This is a genomic window from Salipiger sp. ABN3_019 (genome assembly GCF_056158605.1).
Window position 1 is genome coordinate 437,757 of the sequence record NZ_JBSWTP010000009.1, and the last position, 15,593, is coordinate 453,349.

17 protein-coding genes are annotated in these 15,593 nt (G+C 66.7%); 8 read left to right on the forward strand and 9 right to left on the reverse strand.

The window, feature by feature from the left end; genetic code table 11:
* Window positions 1–40 precede the first annotated feature (40 nt).
* Genes modA through ACXAD2_RS10265 form a run of 4 tightly spaced genes read left to right on the forward strand, consistent with a single transcriptional unit; the run spans window position 41 to window position 3,373 of the window.
* Window positions 41–829: a molybdate ABC transporter substrate-binding protein gene (modA, locus tag ACXAD2_RS10250; protein WP_475169552.1), complete on the forward strand. Its 789-nt coding sequence runs from the start codon at window positions 41–43 to the stop codon at window positions 827–829.
* Window positions 830–1,522, forward strand: a complete 693-nt coding sequence (modB, locus tag ACXAD2_RS10255) for a molybdate ABC transporter permease subunit (protein WP_164178718.1) — start codon at window positions 830–832, stop codon at window positions 1,520–1,522.
* A complete protein-coding gene (modC, locus tag ACXAD2_RS10260) occupies window positions 1,519–2,628 on the forward strand; it encodes a molybdenum ABC transporter ATP-binding protein (RefSeq protein ID WP_475169555.1) in 1,110 nt (369 codons plus the stop codon). The genes modB and modC overlap by 4 nt, the downstream gene beginning before the upstream one ends.
* A 31-nt stretch (window positions 2,629–2,659) precedes the next feature.
* Window positions 2,660–3,373: a GntR family transcriptional regulator gene (locus ACXAD2_RS10265; protein ID WP_475169557.1), complete on the forward strand. Its 714-nt coding sequence runs from the start codon at window positions 2,660–2,662 to the stop codon at window positions 3,371–3,373.
* 11 nt (window positions 3,374–3,384) lie between these two features.
* Here ACXAD2_RS10265 and ACXAD2_RS10270 read toward each other — a convergent pair whose 3' ends face one another.
* The 4 genes from ACXAD2_RS10270 to ACXAD2_RS10285 form a co-directional block, all read right to left on the reverse strand.
* A complete protein-coding gene (locus ACXAD2_RS10270) occupies window positions 3,385–4,299 on the reverse strand; it encodes a DMT family transporter (RefSeq protein ID WP_224901805.1) in 915 nt (304 codons plus the stop codon).
* A gap of 108 nt (window positions 4,300–4,407) precedes the next feature.
* The gene (locus tag ACXAD2_RS10275) at window positions 4,408–4,782 is read right to left on the reverse strand and encodes a hypothetical protein (RefSeq protein WP_475169559.1); all 375 of its coding nucleotides are present in this window, start codon (window positions 4,780–4,782) and stop codon (window positions 4,408–4,410) included.
* Between the two features lie 13 nt (window positions 4,783–4,795).
* Window positions 4,796–5,572, reverse strand: coding sequence for a DUF6478 family protein (locus ACXAD2_RS10280; protein WP_475169561.1), 777 nt, complete (start codon window positions 5,570–5,572; stop codon window positions 4,796–4,798).
* Between the two features lie 112 nt (window positions 5,573–5,684).
* A complete protein-coding gene (locus ACXAD2_RS10285) occupies window positions 5,685–6,287 on the reverse strand; it encodes a dihydroxy-acid dehydratase (protein ID WP_475169563.1) in 603 nt (200 codons plus the stop codon).
* 233 nt (window positions 6,288–6,520) lie between these two features.
* Between ACXAD2_RS10285 and ACXAD2_RS10290 the strand changes: the two genes are divergently transcribed.
* The 3 genes from ACXAD2_RS10290 (at window position 6,521) to ACXAD2_RS10300 (ending at window position 9,789) form a co-directional block, all read left to right on the forward strand.
* Window positions 6,521–7,408 (forward strand): lysostaphin resistance A-like protein, encoded by an 888-nt coding sequence (locus tag ACXAD2_RS10290; protein ID WP_475169565.1) that lies wholly within the window; start codon window positions 6,521–6,523, stop codon window positions 7,406–7,408.
* Window positions 7,409–7,552: 144 nt separating this feature from the next.
* Window positions 7,553–8,506: an acetyl-CoA carboxylase, carboxyltransferase subunit beta gene (gene accD / locus ACXAD2_RS10295; protein WP_475169568.1), complete on the forward strand. Its 954-nt coding sequence runs from the start codon at window positions 7,553–7,555 to the stop codon at window positions 8,504–8,506.
* A 44-nt stretch (window positions 8,507–8,550) separates the two neighbouring features.
* Window positions 8,551–9,789, forward strand: a complete 1,239-nt coding sequence (locus ACXAD2_RS10300) for a bifunctional folylpolyglutamate synthase/dihydrofolate synthase (protein WP_475174814.1) — start codon at window positions 8,551–8,553, stop codon at window positions 9,787–9,789.
* Between the two features lie 400 nt (window positions 9,790–10,189).
* On the opposite strand, the gene zapE is transcribed toward ACXAD2_RS10300, so the two are convergent.
* On the reverse strand, window positions 10,190–11,257 hold the full coding sequence (zapE, locus tag ACXAD2_RS10305) for a cell division protein ZapE (RefSeq protein ID WP_475169570.1): 1,068 nt from the start codon (window positions 11,255–11,257) through the stop codon (window positions 10,190–10,192).
* Between the two features lie 163 nt (window positions 11,258–11,420).
* On the opposite strand from zapE, the gene ACXAD2_RS10310 reads away from it, so the two are divergent.
* Window positions 11,421–12,659, forward strand: coding sequence for an MFS transporter (locus tag ACXAD2_RS10310; protein WP_475169572.1), 1,239 nt, complete (start codon window positions 11,421–11,423; stop codon window positions 12,657–12,659).
* 28 nt (window positions 12,660–12,687) lie between these two features.
* On the opposite strand, the gene ACXAD2_RS10315 is transcribed toward ACXAD2_RS10310, so the two are convergent.
* The 4 genes from ACXAD2_RS10315 to fghA are packed head-to-tail and all read right to left on the reverse strand — an operon-like array spanning window position 12,688 to window position 15,526.
* Window positions 12,688–13,629 carry an alpha/beta fold hydrolase gene (locus tag ACXAD2_RS10315; protein WP_475169573.1) on the reverse strand — a complete coding sequence of 314 codons (942 nt, stop codon included), beginning with the start codon at window positions 13,627–13,629 and terminating at the stop codon, window positions 12,688–12,690.
* Window positions 13,626–14,246, reverse strand: coding sequence for an HAD family hydrolase (locus ACXAD2_RS10320; protein ID WP_475169575.1), 621 nt, complete (start codon window positions 14,244–14,246; stop codon window positions 13,626–13,628). Before ACXAD2_RS10320 ends, ACXAD2_RS10315 begins: the two co-directional genes overlap by 4 nt.
* Before the next feature lie 3 nt (window positions 14,247–14,249).
* Entirely contained in the window at window positions 14,250–14,699 is a 450-nt protein-coding gene (locus tag ACXAD2_RS10325) for a YaiI/YqxD family protein (RefSeq protein ID WP_224901817.1), read from the reverse strand.
* Window positions 14,696–15,526, reverse strand: a complete 831-nt coding sequence (gene fghA, locus ACXAD2_RS10330) for an S-formylglutathione hydrolase (protein ID WP_475169577.1) — start codon at window positions 15,524–15,526, stop codon at window positions 14,696–14,698. Before fghA ends, ACXAD2_RS10325 begins: the two co-directional genes overlap by 4 nt.
* Window positions 15,527–15,593: the final 67 nt, after the last annotated feature.

The following is a 15,593-nucleotide window of genomic DNA, read 5'->3' on the forward strand; positions in this document are numbered from 1 at the left end:
ATGTTTTGCCAAACATATCAGGCCCTCAGGATTTCCCCCTATGCCCTTTTCCCGCTTTTTTGCCCGCCTCGTGGGGTCTGCCCTGTTTGCCAGCCTGCCCTTTACCGCGCAGGCGGATGAGGTGACGGTTTTTGCCGCCGCCAGCCTGAAGAACGCGATGGACGAGATCAAAGCCGCCTATGAGGCCGGATCAGACGATAAGATCACCGTTTCCCTCGCCGGGTCCTCGGCGCTGGCCCGGCAAATTCAACAGGGCGCGCCCGCGGATATCTTCATCTCGGCCAATGAGCAGTGGATGGACAAGCTGGAGGCCGAAGGGCTGCTCGAGCCGGAGACGCGCAGCGACCTGCTGCGCAATTCCATCGTGCTGATCGCGCATGGACATGACACCGCCCCGGTCGAGATCGGCCCGGGCCTCGACCTGCAAGCGCTGCTTGAGGGCGGGCGGCTGGCGATGGCGCTGGTCGATGCGGTGCCCGCAGGCATCTACGGCAAGGCCGCGCTCGAGAGCCTCGGGCTGTGGCAGCAGACCGCCCCCGCCGTGGCACAGGCCGACAATGTGCGCGCCGCGCTGGCGCTGGTCTCGACCGGCGAGGCGCCGCTCGGGATTGTCTATGCCACCGATGCCGCCGCCGACGACACCGTCAGCGTGATCGGCACCTTTCCCGAAGACAGCCATCCCCCGATCATCTACCCGGTCGCCGATATCGCCACCCGCGATACGCCCGCCGAGGCGGCCTTCCTCGACTATCTGCACGGCCCCGAGGCCCGCGCCGCCTTTGAACGGCAGGGCTTTGTCATGGCCGGTCCTGCAAAGACGGGCGGCTGAATGGATTGGCTCGGCCCCGAGGAATGGCAGGCGGTGCAGCTTTCGCTGCGGGTCTCCTTCTGGGCCACGCTGGGCGGGCTGCCGCTGGCGGTGTTCACCGCCTACGCGCTGGCGCGCTGGCGCTTTCCGGGCCGCCAGTTGCTCAACGGGCTGGTGCATCTGCCGCTGATCCTGCCGCCCGTGGTGACAGGCTATCTGCTGCTGCTGACCTTCGGCACGCAGGGGCCGGTGGGCTCGGTGCTGAAAGAGATCGGCGTGGTCTTTGCCTTCCGCTGGACCGGTGCGGCGCTGGCTGCCGGTGTGATGGCCTTTCCGCTGCTGGTGCGCGCCATCCGCCTGTCGCTGGAGGCGGTGGATCCCAAGCTCGAACAGGCGGCGGCAACGCTGGGCGCGCCGCGCGCGTGGGTCTTTGTCACCGTCACCCTGCCGCTGATCGCCCCGGGTATCATCGCCGGAGCGGTACTCGGTTTTGCCAAAGCGATGGGTGAGTTCGGCGCGACGATCACCTTCGTGTCGAACATCCCGGGCCAGACCCAAACCCTGCCCTCGGCGATCTATGCGTTTCTGCAGGTGCCCGGCGGCGAGGGCGCGGCGCTGCGGCTGGTGGCGGTCTCGGTCGCCGTGGCGATGTCAGCGCTGCTGCTGTCGGAATGGCTGGCGCGGCGGGCCCAGCGGCGGGTGGCGGGCGCATGACGCTGTCGGTCGCCTTGCAGCACCGGTTCGAGGGGTTCGAGCTTGACGCGCGGTTCGAGGCGCCGCCGGGCATCACCGTGCTGTTCGGGCGCTCGGGGTCGGGCAAGACCACCATCGTCAACGCCGTCGCCGGGCTGCTGCGCCCCGAGGCCGGGCGCGTGGCGTCGGGCGATCTGGTGCTGATGGACAGCGCGCAGGGCCTGTGGCTGCCGCCGCACCGCCGCCGCATCGGTTACGTGTTTCAGGAAGGGCGGCTGTTTCCGCATCTCACGGCGCGGCAGAACCTGCGCTACGGCCAGTGGTTCGCGCCGCGGGGCGCCTCCCCGGCCAGCTTCGAGCGTGTGGTCGAGATGCTGGGCATCGGGCCGCTGCTGTCGCGCCGCCCCGGCGCGCTCTCGGGCGGCGAGAAACAGCGCGTCGCCATCGGGCGCGCGCTGCTGTCAGCGCCGCGCATGATCCTTGCCGACGAGCCGCTGGCCTCGCTCGACGAGGCGCGCAAATCCGAGATCCTGCCCTATTTCGAGCGGCTGCGCGACGCCGCCTCGGTGCCCATCCTTTTCGTCAGTCATTCCGCCGCCGAGGTCGCACGGCTGGCCACCACCGTCGTGGCGCTGGAAAAGGGCCGGGTGACGCGGCAAGGCCCCGCCGCCGAAGTGCTGGGCGATCCGGCGGTCACGCCGCTCGGGGCGCGGGCCGCCGGCGCGCTGCTCACCGCCCATGTGGCCTGTCACCACGAGGACGGGCTGACCGAACTGCGCGCGGGCGACACGCCGCTGCTGATCCCGCGCCTTGCTGCCGCGCCGGGCACGCGGGTGCGGGTGCGCATCGCGGCGCATGAGGTGATCCTGTCCCGGCAGCGCCCAGAGGGGCTTTCGGCGCTCAATATCGTCAGTGGCCGGGTGCATGAGATCCGTCCCGGCGACGGGCCGGGCATGATGGTCTCGCTCGACACCGGCGCCGGACGCATCCTGGCCCGGATCACCCGCCGCTCTGCCGAAGCGCTCGGTCTGGCGCCGGGTGTACCCTGCCACGCGGTGATGAAAAGCGTCGCTGTCGCGCCCGAAGACATCGGCGGCCCGGCACGAAAGCGAACACCATTGTCGTAATGCTTACCTCAGGTTAGCATCGAGCCGTGTAATGGGTGATTTTGTAATGATGGATTTCCGGGTGGAGTTCTCCCCGGGTGACGCCTGCGCGCTTTCCTCTGCGCATGAGTTGGTCCGGGCCCTGCGGGATGCGATCTCGCGAAATCGGTTCAGCCCCGGTTTGCGGCTGAACCTGACCGAGCTTGCCGAGACCACCAGTTTTTCACGTGAATCAATCGAAGCCGCGGCGCTGCTGCTCGAGGACGAAGGGCTTGTGGCCCGCCTTACCGCGACCGACGTCCGGGTGCGGGCGATTTCGGAAATCCACGTGCGCAACGCCCATTTTTTGCGCGAGCAAACCGAGGTCGCGATCCTGCGCCGGGTGGCCGAGATCGCCGACACGGCGCTGCTGACCGACCTGCGCGAGCAGATCATGCGGCAAAAGCTGGTCAGCGCCCGCGGGCCGCAGGACCTGCTGCGCCTCGACGACCGGTTTCACCTGACGCTGTGCGAGGCCGCTGGCTATGGCAGTCTCTGGCCGCAACTGGAGCGCTGGAAGCGCTGCACAGACCGGGTGCATTTCACCATGGGCACCTATAATTCCTCTCCCGAGGCCGCGATCGGGCAGCACGCCGCCATCGTCAACTGCCTCGCCATGCGCGATGGCGACGGCGCGGCGGCGGCGATGCGCTACCATTTGCAAGACGCGCTGCGGCTGCTGGCGGAACTCTTGCGCGAAGCGCCGCCCCGACCCGACCCCGCTTAAACTGCACCTCCCTAGCCCTGCGGCGTCATCCCCGGGCGCGCCTTGAAACGCTTCAGCCCAAGCGCGCGCTCGCGCAGGATGATGGCGATGCCCGAGGCGATCACCACCGCCGAGCCCAGCAGCATCAGCGGCGTCGGCACCTCGCCAAAGACCGCGTAACCGATGAGAATGGCAAAGAGGATCGACGCATAGTCGAACGGTGCCAGAAGCGCCGCTTCGGCGCCCTTATAGGCCGAGGTCAGGCAGATCTGCGCCACCCCGCCCAACAGCCCCGCGCCGATCAGCATGGCGGCCTCGGTCGGGCTTGGCATCACCCAGCCGAACGGCAGGGTCAGCAGCGACAGCCCCGTCGCGGTCAGCGAGAAATAGAACACGATGGCCGAGGTCTGTTCGCTCTGCACCATGCGGCGAATGTGGATCTGCACCAGCGCCCGCAGCACCGCCGCGGTCATCACAAAGCCGATCCCCCAAAGCACCGCCGGGCTCACTTCGGAGACCGTCAGCAGCGGCGCCATGACGATGGTCACGCCCAGCAAGCCGATGAGAACCGCCGAGGTACGGAAAAGCCGGATCTTCTCGCCCAGTAGCAGCGCCGCGAAAAGCACGGTGAGCGGCGATGCGGCATAGCCGAGCGCGGTCACTTCGGGCAGCGGCAGCAGCCCCAGTGCGGCGAAGGTACAGCCCATGGCGCCGACGCCGACGATGCCGCGCAAAAAATGCGCCATTGGGCTCGCGACCCGCAGCCCCGAACCCAGATCTCCGCGCCACATCAGCCAGCCGAGGATCACCGGAATGGCGAAGAACGAGCGGAAGAACACCGCCTCGCCCGTGGGCACCTGCTCCGAGGCGGCCTTGATAAGTGCGGACATGATGACAAAGAGCACCACGGAGGTGAGTTTCAGCGCAATGCCGCGCAAGGGGGACATGAAGGACTCCGCGGCGACGCGCCGAAAGGATAAAATCCCGCGCAGACTGGCCACTGGCGCCCGGAAGGTCAACCTACGGACGGGCCCGCAGACCCGTTTAGTAAGGTCTTATCCACCGGTCTCGAGGCAATGGCGCCGGAACGCCCGCTTGAGCATGTCGAGTTCCGCCCGCAACAGCGACATCTCGGCCCGGAAGTCGCTGCCCAAAGCCTCGCCGGCGATCAGCGTGAAACTGTCGAGCATCTGGTCCGAGTTGGCCTCGCGGATCATGAAGGTCTGCACCCCGTCACCCACCGCCTCGACCGGCACTGGCACATCCAGCGCCCATTGTCCGGGCGCGCCCATGGCGGCCAGCGTCACGCCGCGCACCGCCGCCCCTTCGAGGGTGACCGAGATCTCGGGCTGGCCGTCCGCCGGACCGCTCAGCAGCCCTTGCCATATCCCCTCGCGAAAGCGCGTCTTGGTCAGCGTGTAGTCGCTCATCTGCATCCCCGGCTCATAGGTCCGCCCGCGGGCGTCGGCTGAAGGTGAGGTCCCGCAGGATCACCTCGTTCATCTCCGGCCCCTCGAAGATCAGGTCAAGCCACATGGCATCGACCCGCTTCTCGTTCAGCCGCGTATAGGCAAGGTCGAACTCGACGTTGATCTCTTCGGCGTTCAGCGGCAGCTCCCGCACGACCTGCTCGGTGTTCGGCCCGTGGCGGATGTTCAGCCGCGCAAAAAGCTCCAGCGGCTTTTCCATCTCGGCGATGGTCTCGACCCGGAGCAGATGCCGCCGGGTGAGCCCCTCGCAGGCCTCCTGCGGCAGGGTCACCGCCAGCGACAGATACGAGCCACGAAAGCGGAACACGTCGAGCCGCAGCCCGTAGGGCGCAAGATCGGATTCGCGCAGGTTGCGGATCTGGCGCAGCGTGATCTCTGAACGCGGGCAATCGTGAAACAGCGTTGCCTCTTCGCCAAGCGGCGCCTTGCCGGGCACCGAGGCGATGCCGGGCTGCGGCAGCGGGCCGCGCCAAAGCTCGGGCCGCCATGCCCAATCGGCATCCGCCGGGCGCGGAAAGCTCTGATTGCCGATCAGCGGCAGCGCCAGCCGTTCCTCGGCCACATAAAGCAGCCTGTCGAGTTGCTGGCGCAGGCGGCGGGCCGCGCCACGCAGGTTGCGCAATTCGGGCAGCGGCGTGTCCGGCGCGGCGGCGGCGGCCCGTGTCCAGCGGCGCAGAACGATCGCCTGCAGCGCGCGGCGCGCCAAGCGGCTGCTGGTCTTCTCGCTCATCTGCCCTGTCCCATAGCGTCGCGTCTCCTTGGCCCCGATACCGGGGCAACTGCCCGCGTTGTTATGGCAAATCCCGAAGATCGAATAAACGGGGGCGCTGCGCGTGACCGGCTCAGCGTTGCGCGGTCGCCTCGGGGCTGAGCGCGGCGATCCGGGCCCGAACCGCCTGCAGCATCCCCGCGCCGTCCGAGCCCGCCAAGGCGCTGCCCTTCGGCGCATAAAGTGCGAGGATCACCAGGCGACCGTTCTGATGGAAAGCCCCGCGCCAGTAACGCGGATCGCCCGCGTCGAGCACCCGGTTGCCGCCTGCCGCAAGATGCACCAGCGACAGACCGTCCCGCACACCGCCACCGGAAATCTCTGACTGGCCCGCCTCGGCGGCCATGACCTCGGGCGATGGCAGGCGGCGCCCCGCGCCCGCCGAGCCGATGGTCACCGTCAGCATCATCGGCTCGACCACCGCGCCTTCGCCGCCGCTCAGGATCTGGCACGAGGCAAGCAGCGCAAAGCCCTGCCCCGCGCGCCGCTCGAGCGTGACCGGGTCGATGCAATAGCCTTCGGGCCCGGCGACAACGATGGCGCCGCCCTCGAACTGCGCCTGCCGGAGCGGCGTCGGCGGGGTGCCGAGCTGCCCCTCGCAGGCAGTCAGAAGACCCGCCGCCAGCAGCAGCACAGAGGATCGCCAGCGCCGGGCGCGGGGTTTTGCGGGGCTCAAAATCATCCCCTTGGGTTAGCGAAGCCCCTGCGAGTGCACAAGAATGAAAGCCCGGAGTTCACCTTCCCGTCACGCGCCCGGGAATTGACAGAATCCGCCGCGCGCTGGAAACTTGGCAAAAATCGGACAACCAAAGTGTTTCGCTCGACCATTTTTGCAACCAGAGCCACGATATTGGGCTCGCTCACCGACAATGACGCGCCGCGACATAGATCGCGGCACGGATCGCAGCGATGAGCTATCGCCCTTTCGTCATGCTGACCGCCACCGCCCGCCGCCCCGAACTTTGGCGCCTCGCCCTCGGACTGTGCGTCGCGATCGCGGTGAGCTTTGTGCTGGGCCAGATGCTCTTTGCCATCGTCACGCTTTTCCTGCCGCCGGGCAGCAACAGCGCGCTGGCCGATGCGATCCGCCGCGCCGATGCGCCGGCGGGAATGCTTTTGCTGCTGGCCTCGATGGTCACTATGGGCGTTGGGGCCATCGCCGCAGCGCGCGCGCTGCACGGGCGCAGCGCGATCACTCTTGTCGGCCCGCCGCCCGTGGCGCTTCATCAGTTCATCCGTGTCGGGCTGGCGGCGGGCGTGGCGGCGCTTGTCGCGGCGGCGGTCACCATCTGGGCGCAGAGCACACCATTGACCCCGGGGCTCGCGCCGCTGCGCTGGCTGGCGCTTCTGCCGCTGACGCTTCCGGCGATCCTGTTGCAGACCGCCAGCGAGGAAGTGTTCTTTCGTGGCTATCTGCAAACCCAGCTTGCCGCGCGGCTGCCGCAGCCTTGGGTCTGGCTCAGCCTGCCTTCGGCGCTGTTTGCCTTGGGGCACTACGCGCCCGGAACCTATGGCAGCGCGGCGATCTATGTGGCGCTCTGGGCCTTTCTCTTTGGCCTTGCCGCCGCCGATCTGACGGCGCGTTCGGGCACGCTGGGTCCGGCGATGGCGCTGCATTTTGCCAACAATCTTGTGGCACTGGCGCTGGTTGCGCCCGAAGGGCAGATGTCGGGCCTAGCGCTGATGCGCTGGCCCTTCGCGCTGGATGACACCACAATGCTGATGCGGATGCTGCCGCTCGATCTGATCACCCTGCTGATCACCTGGCTTGCCGCGCGGTTGGCGCTGCGCCGCTGAAGCCCCCGGCTCACCCCGACCTGCGGCCCGACCCGAGCGGAAAGCAGGCCGTGATTGCATTTCCCTTGCCGCTTGCTTAAGTCAGCGCCAACCCAAAGCCCCTGACGCCGCAGGGCACGCTCGGAAAACAAGGGCAGCACCGCAATGAACTGGATCACCAACTACGTCCGTCCCCGGATCAACTCGATCTTCTCGCGCCGCGAGGTCCCCGACAATCTGTGGACCAAATGCAATTCCTGCGGGACGATGCTGTTTCACCGCGAGGTGACGGACAATCTCGGCGTCTGCACCAACTGCAGCCACCACATGAACATCACCCCGCGCGCGCGCTTCGACGCGCTGTTCGATGGCGGTGTGTTCAACGAGGTCGCCGTGCCCGAGCCGATCGCCGATCCGCTGCAGTTCCGCGACCAGAAGAAATACCCCGACCGGATGAAGGCCGCACAGCGCTCGACCGGCGAGAAGGACGCGATGCTCGTCGCCTCCGGCGAGATCAACCGCACTCCGGTGGTGGCCTGCGCGCAGGACTTCACCTTCATGGGCGGCTCCATGGGCATGTATGTCGGCAACGCCATCGTCGCCGCAGCCGAAGAAGCGGTGAAGCTCAAGCGCCCGCTGATCCTGTTCTCTGCCGCCGGTGGCGCGCGGATGCAGGAAGGCATCCTGTCGCTGATGCAGATGCCGCGCTCGACCGTGGCGATCCAGATGCTGCGCGAGGCGGGCCTGCCTTATATCGTCGTGCTGACCCATCCGACCACGGGCGGCGTCACCGCCTCTTACGCGATGCTGGGCGACGTGCAAATCTCCGAGCCGGGCGCATTGATCTGCTTCGCCGGTCCGCGGGTGATCGAGCAGACCATCCGTGAAAAGCTGCCCGAGGGCTTCCAGCGCGCCGAGTACCTGCTCGAGCACGGCATGCTCGACCGGGTGACCGACCGCCGCGAACTGCGCGGCGAGCTGACCACCATCCTGCGCATGCTGATGGGCATGCCGCCCGCCGTCGCGGGTGATCTGCCCTCGCCCGCTGCTGACGCGCCTGCCGAAGCCGCGCCCAAGGCAGAGGCCAAAGCTGACAAGAAGAAGAAATCTGCCAAGTGACCAGCGTGAGCAGCGCCGCCAGTTCCGACGCCATCCTCGACCGGATGATGTCGCTGCACCCCAAGATCATCGACCTCACGCTCGACCGCGTTTGGCGGCTGCTCGAGGCGCTGGACCATCCCGAGCGCGCGCTGCCTCCGGTGATCCACCTTGCCGGAACCAACGGCAAGGGTTCGACGCAGGCGATGATCCGCGCCGGGCTGGAGGCGCAGGGCAAGCGCGTACACGCCTATGTCTCGCCGCATCTCGTGCGGTTCCACGAACGGATCCGGCTGGCCGGCGAGCTGATCTCCGAAGACGCGCTGAGCGCCGTGCTCGACGAATGCTGGGAGAAGAACCAGCGCGCGCAGATCACTTACTTCGAGATCACCACCTGCGCCGCGCTGCTGGCTTTTGCCCGCACGCCTGCGGATTACACGCTGCTGGAAACCGGCCTTGGCGGGCGGCTCGACGCCACCAATGTGGTGGAAAAGCCCGCGCTGACGATCCTGACGCCGATCTCGCTCGACCACCAGCAGTACCTTGGCGAGACCCTCGCCGAGATCGCCGGTGAGAAAGCCGGTATCCTCAAGCGCGGCGTGCCCTGCGTCGTCGGCCCGCAGCCCGAGGCAGCGATGGAGGTGATCGAGGCCCGCGCCGCCAAGCTTGGCGTGCCGCTGCTGGCGCATGGCCAGCACTGGCATGTGACCGAGGAACGCGGGCGGCTGGTCTATCAGGACGAGACCGGTCTTCTGGATCTGCCGCTGCCGAACCTGCCCGGACGCCATCAATTGGCCAACGCCGGTGCGGCGCTGGCGGCACTGCGCCACCTCGGCTTCGGCGAAGAGGCCTGCGAGGCCGCCGTCACCTCGGCGGATTGGCCCGCACGCATGCAGCGCCTCGCCCATGGCCCTCTGCTGAAGGCGGCACCGCTGGCGGAGCTCTGGCTCGACGGCGGGCACAACCCGGCGGCTGGCGAGGCTCTGGCCGAGCACCTGACGCGGATGCCGCGGCGGCCCACGCATCTGATCTGCGGCATGCTGAACACCAAGGATGTGGGCGGGTACCTGCGTCCGCTGGCGCGCGTGGCCGACAGTCTCACCGCCGTGTCGATCCCCGACGCCCCGGCGACGCTGGAGGCCGAAGAGACCGCACGCGCCGCACGCGCCTCCGGGCTGCGCGCCCATGCCGCTGCGGATGTGCCCGCCGCCCTTGCTGCGATCACCGCCGAAGAGCCCCGCGCGCGCATCCTGATCTGCGGATCTCTCTACCTCGCGGGCACGGTTCTGCGCGAAAACGGCTGACGTAGGGGCACCATTGGTGGCGGTGCGAGAAAAATGGACTCTTAGGGTTCGTTTAACCAACTATATCTTGACGAATTGTTTCCCGCTCCCCTAGGATTAGGGTACAAGGTTTAGCTTCACCACAATCTGCGCGGTGCGAGCGACGGGACAGACAGAGCGTTACGGGACGGCGCTGATCCAAGCCAGCGCTACAGGGACAGGACTGGCGGCATCGACCATCTGATGCGGCTTACCACCGACACCTCTGCCTTGCCCACGGCCCCTTACTTGGGCCGGAAGTGGAATTTCTATCGCAGGCAGAAGACTTTATAAAACGAGCAGTATTGAAGGGTCCTTCGGGACCCTTCTTTTTGCGTTGCGCTAGGAAGCGACGCGCTAGGAAGCGACCGTTCCGCCCGCTTCAGTCGATCGGCTTGCCCCAATCCGCATCCTGCATCTCGCGCAGGCGGCTTGCGGTACGCTCGAACTCGAACGCGCCCGCGCCCTCGACATAGAGGCTTTCGGGCTCGTCCACTGCACTGACGATCAGTTTCACCTTGGCCTCATAGAGCGCATCGATCAGCGTGACGAAGCGTTTCGCCTCGTTGAAGTTGCCGCGCCCGAGCCGCGGGATGTCCTCGATCACCAGCACCCGCACCGCATCGGCCAGCGCCAGATAATCCGCCGGGCCAAGCGGCTGGCCGCAGAGATCGTAGAACCGCGCCCGCGCGACGCCGTTCCAATAGCGCGGCAGTTCTACCTTGCGGGTCTTGATGTGCAGTGTCAGCGCCTCTTCGTTGCCATGGGTCAGCTCATGCCAGACGCGGTCGATCTCGGCGCGGGTTTCCGGGGTGACGGGGCAGAAATAGACCTGCGCGCCTTTCAGCCGGTCCTGCCGGTGGTCTTTCTCGGAGGCAAGCTCGCGCACCTCGAGCCGCTCTTTGATCAGCTTGATGAACGGCAGGAAGAGCTGCCGGTTGAGCCCGTCCTTATAAAGATCGTCGGGCACCCGGTTCGAGGTGGTCACCACCACGGTCCCCGCCGCGAAAAGCTGCTCGAACAGCCGACCCACCAGCATCGCATCGGCAATGTCGGTGATCTGCATCTCGTCGAAGGCCAGAACCTTCACCGCGTCCGAGACCTTCTTGGCCATCGGCACCACCGGATCCTCGACCCCCTGCTCGCGCAAGCGGTGCAGCTCGCTCTGCATCTCCTGCATGAAGGCATGGAAGTGCACCCGGCGCACCGGCACATGCAGGCTGTCGACGAAGAGGTCCATCAGCATCGACTTGCCGCGTCCGACCCCGCCCCAAAGGTAGAGCCCCTTGGGCGGCTCCGGCTCCTTGCGGCGGAACAGCGATTTCTTCACCGGCTTGGCAAGCTCGGCACGGATGCGCTCGAAGTGCGGCAACGCCTCTTCCTGCGCCGGGTCGCGCAGAAGGTGGCCATCCGCCACACGCTCGTCGTAGAGGTCCATCAGCGTGGTCATAGAAGCGCCATAGCGCGCCGCAGCGCGATTGTGTAGAGGCCGCGCAACCCTGCCAACCCATTGCCCACACATCAGGCAACGTGATGCCACAAATCACGAAAGCCGAATTGACCCTGCGTTCAAATGCCGCGAGGGTGCGGCGGTGCAGCAGGAGCCTCCCCACATGACCCGCACCCCTCTTTTCACGCCCGTCCTCGTGGTGGGCTGCCTGATCATTCTGATCTCTTTCGCGATCCGCGCCAGCTTTGGCGTGTTCCAGATCCCGATCGCCGAAGAGTTCCACTGGCCGCGCGCCGAGTTCTCGCTGGCCATCGCCATCCAGAACCTTGCTTGGGGCATCGGCCAGCCAATCTTTGGCGCGCTGGCCGAGAAGATCGGCGACCGCAAGGCCATCATCATGGGCGCGGTGATCTATGCCGCGGGCCTCGTGCTGTCGAGCTTTGCGGTCAGCCCGCTGCAGCACCAGATGTACGAAGTGCTGGTAGGCTTTGGCGTCGCGGGCACCGGCTTTGGCGTGATCCTCGCCGTTGTGGGCCGCGCCTCCTCGGACGATAACCGCTCGATGAGCCTTGCCATCGCCACCGCGGCAGGCAGCGCCGGGCAGATCTTTGGCGCGCCGGTTGCGGAATGGATGCTCGGCCTGATGAGCTGGCAGGAAGTGTTCCTCGTGTTCACCGCCGCGATCCTTGCGGTGCTGCTGTTCCTGCCGCTGATGCGCGCGCCCGCGGCCAGCAAGGCCGAAATCGAAGAGAGCATGGGCACCATCCTGAACCGTGCATTCCGCGACCCCTCGTTCTCGCTGATCTTCCTCGGCTTCTTCTCCTGCGGCTATCAGCTGGCCTTCGTCACCGCGCATTTCCCGGCCTTCGTCACCGAGCTCTGCAGCCCGATCGCCGCCGGAAGCGTGCTGCACAACATCGGGGTGACCACCACCTCGGCGCTCGGCGCGGTGTCGATCGCGGTGATCGGCGTGGCCAATGTGGGCGGCACGCTGCTGGCCGGTTGGGCAGGCAAGCGCTGGCCCCGCAAGTATCTGCTGGCGCTGATCTACACCGGGCGGACCATCGTCGCGGCGCTGTTCATCATGCTGCCGATCACCCCGGTCAGCGTTCTGGTCTTCTCGGTCGTCATGGGCGCGCTGTGGCTGGCCACCGTGCCGCTGACCTCGGGCCTCGTCGCGCATCTCTACGGGCTGCGCTACATGGGCACGCTCTACGGCATCGTGTTCTTCAGCCACCAGCTTGGCGGCTTCCTCGGTGTCTGGCTGGGCGGGCGGATGTACGACATCTACGGCGACTACACGCTGGTGTGGTGGATCGGCGTCGGCGTCGGCGCGCTGAGCGCGGTGCTGCATCTGCCGGTGCGCGAGAGCCCGCGTCTTGCGGCGACACAGCCGGCCTAAGCCCCAAGCAAACGCCGAAGCGGGCCGCTCAGGCCCGCTTCAACGCCGCATCATGATCGGCGATCAGCGCCGCCAGTTCACGCGCATGCGTGTGCGGCAAGCCGTGCCACGCGTCGGGGATGATGTCCTGCTCGACCCGCGGGTTCCACGCGTCGAGCTGTTCGACCGCCCCCGCGCGCACCATCCGGTCCTGCGCCCCCCAGATCGCGATCACCGGCACGCTCAGCTTCGCGATGCGCTGGTGTACGGCTTCCTGCGGCTCCTGCAGACAGCCGCGCAGGCTCGACAGGACCGAGCGTATGAAGCCGCGCCGCTTGAGCTCATCAAGGTGCAACTGGTCGATCTCGGGCACTTCGCTGCGATTGTCAGAGCCCTCGATCACGTTCTGCCGGTGCGCCTTGGGAAACACCATGTGGAACAGCCAGCTGCCGCAGATCGGGTGCTGCAGCGTCCAGTCGACCATCGAGGACAGATCCAACTCGATGCCCGCAGGCGCGACCAGCACCAGACGCGACACGCGCTTGGGGTTCTCGGCGGTGAAGGCCGACGCCACCACCGCGCCAAGCGAATAGCCCAGCATGGTCATCGGCCCCTTGAGGTCGAGCACGGCCAGAAGCTCTTCGAGCTGCTGCATCAGGAAGGCCGGGGTCTGCGCTCCGCGCGGACGGTCGGAAAAGCCGCGTCCGTAAAGATCGTAGATCAGCACGCGCTTGCCCTGCGCCACCAGATGCCGGGTCAGCGCGTGGAACACCGCCGATGGCGCGGTCAGCCCATGAATGCACACAACCAGCGGCCCATCCTCGGGCCCCTGCAACTGATAGTGCGTCCGGCCATGGCTGAGACGGACGCATTTGCCCGGCGCCTGCGAGCGGCGCAGATCGGTGAGCGGTCGGCGGCGAAGCTCGGCGACGACCGGCAAAGCGGCGATGACGGGAAACGCCGCGGCGATAACGCCAAGGGTGTAGCTCATGCGGCATCGCGCTCCGGCAAGAGCCCGTGGCCGACCAGACAGGCCGCAAAGCCTTCGGGTCCACGGAACGGATGCACCTGCCAGCCGCGCGCGGCGGCGGCGGCGATATTGTCGTCGCGATCATCGGTGAACAGCAGCTGCTCGGGTGCAACGCCGGTCTCTGCCTCGAGCCTTGCGTAGATCTCGGCGTCGGGCTTGGTCACGCCCATATAGCCCGAGATAAACCGCTGATCGAACTCCGACAGGAAGGGATAGACCTTCTGCGCCACCTCGAAGGTGCCGATGCCGAAATTGCTTAGTGCAAAGACCGTGACGCCACGGGCGCGCAGCGTCCGCAGGATCTCGACAGAGCGCGGGATCGCCGGGCTCGCAAGCTCGATCCAATTGTCGTGCCAGTGGCGGATCTCGTCCCGCCACCGGGGGTGGCGCTCGGCGAGGGCATAGACTTCGTCGTGAAAGTCGTTCCCTGCGTCGACGCGCTCGTTCATCTCGTGCAGATCCACCTCAGAGAACATGGCGCGGCGCCCGTCCTCTCCCATGAGGCGATCAAAATATCGTTCTGGCTGCCATTCGATCAGCACATTGCCGATGTCGAAGACGACGGCTTGGATAGTCATTTCCTAGTCCCCTGCAGCGCGTACCTCGCGCTCTAGCGCATTTAGGAAACGGCTTCGGTCGTTCTTTGTAAAGCTTTTGACTTTCCCGCCTGAGTAGAATGGATCCGAAGCGCGGATATCTTGCATCAGGTCACGCATCGCCAACTGCGCACCGATGTTGCCGGGGGTGAAAATCTCGCCATCCGGGCGCAGCACCCGCGCCCCGCCCTCGATGCAGCGCGCCGCCAGCGGAATGTCATTGGTGACAACGACATCGCCCTTGCCCGCGCGCTCGGCGATCCATTTGTCGGCCTCATCCGGTCCGGCGGAGACAGTGACCACCTGCACCAGCGGGTTGCGCGAAGGGCGCAACCCGCCATTGGCCACCAGCACCATCGGCAGACGATGGCGGGTCGCCACGCGCTCGGCCTCTTCCTTCACAGGACAGGCATCGGCGTCGATATAGAGCGTCACCCCAGCAGCGCCTCGGCATGGAAGGCGACATGCTCTTCCATGAAAGACGAGACGAAGAAATAGCTATGGTCATAGCCCTTCTGGATGCGGAAGCTGCCCTCCTGCCGCTTTGCAGCCATCGCCTCGGCCAGCGCCTCGGGCTTCAGCAGATGCAGGAACTGGTCATCGCCGCCCTGATCGATCAGCACCGGCCCGTCAAAGCCGGTCTCGCGCATCAGCAGGGTCGAATCATGCTTGGCCCATGCACTCTCGTCCTCGCCGAGATAGGCGCCCAGCTGCTTGCGGCCCCAGTCGCTCTGCGTCGGGTTGGCGATCGGCGCGAAGGCGGACACCGAGCGGAACCGCCCGGGCAAGTTCATCGCCAGCGTCAGCGCGCCATGGCCGCCCATCGAGTGCCCGGTGATGCCCTGCCGGTCCATGTCCAGCGCGAATTCGGCGCCGATCAGCGCGGGCAGTTCCTCGGCCACATAGTCCCACATGCGGAAATGCGGCGCCCAAGGGTCTTGGGTGGCGTTGACGTAAAAGCCCGCGCCCTGCCCCAGATCATAGGCCTCGTCATTGGCCACGCCCTCGCCGCGCGGCGAGGTGTCGGGGAAGACCAGCGCGATGCCCGCCTCGGCGGCCCAGGCCTGCGCCCCGGCCTTGGTCATGGCGTTCTCATGGGTGCAGGTGAGGCCCGAAAGGTACCACAGCACCGGCACCTCCATGTCCTTGGCCAGTTCGGGCAGGAACAGCCCGAAGGTCATGTCGCAGCCGCAGGCCTCGGACGCATGGGTATAGACGCCCTGCGTGCCGCCGAAGCAGCGGTTTTCAGATTTGGTTTCCATGGCGGTACTCCTGTTTGACGCAAGGGCTACCGTGCCGGGCGTCGCTGGCGCAAGGCCGACGAACGTG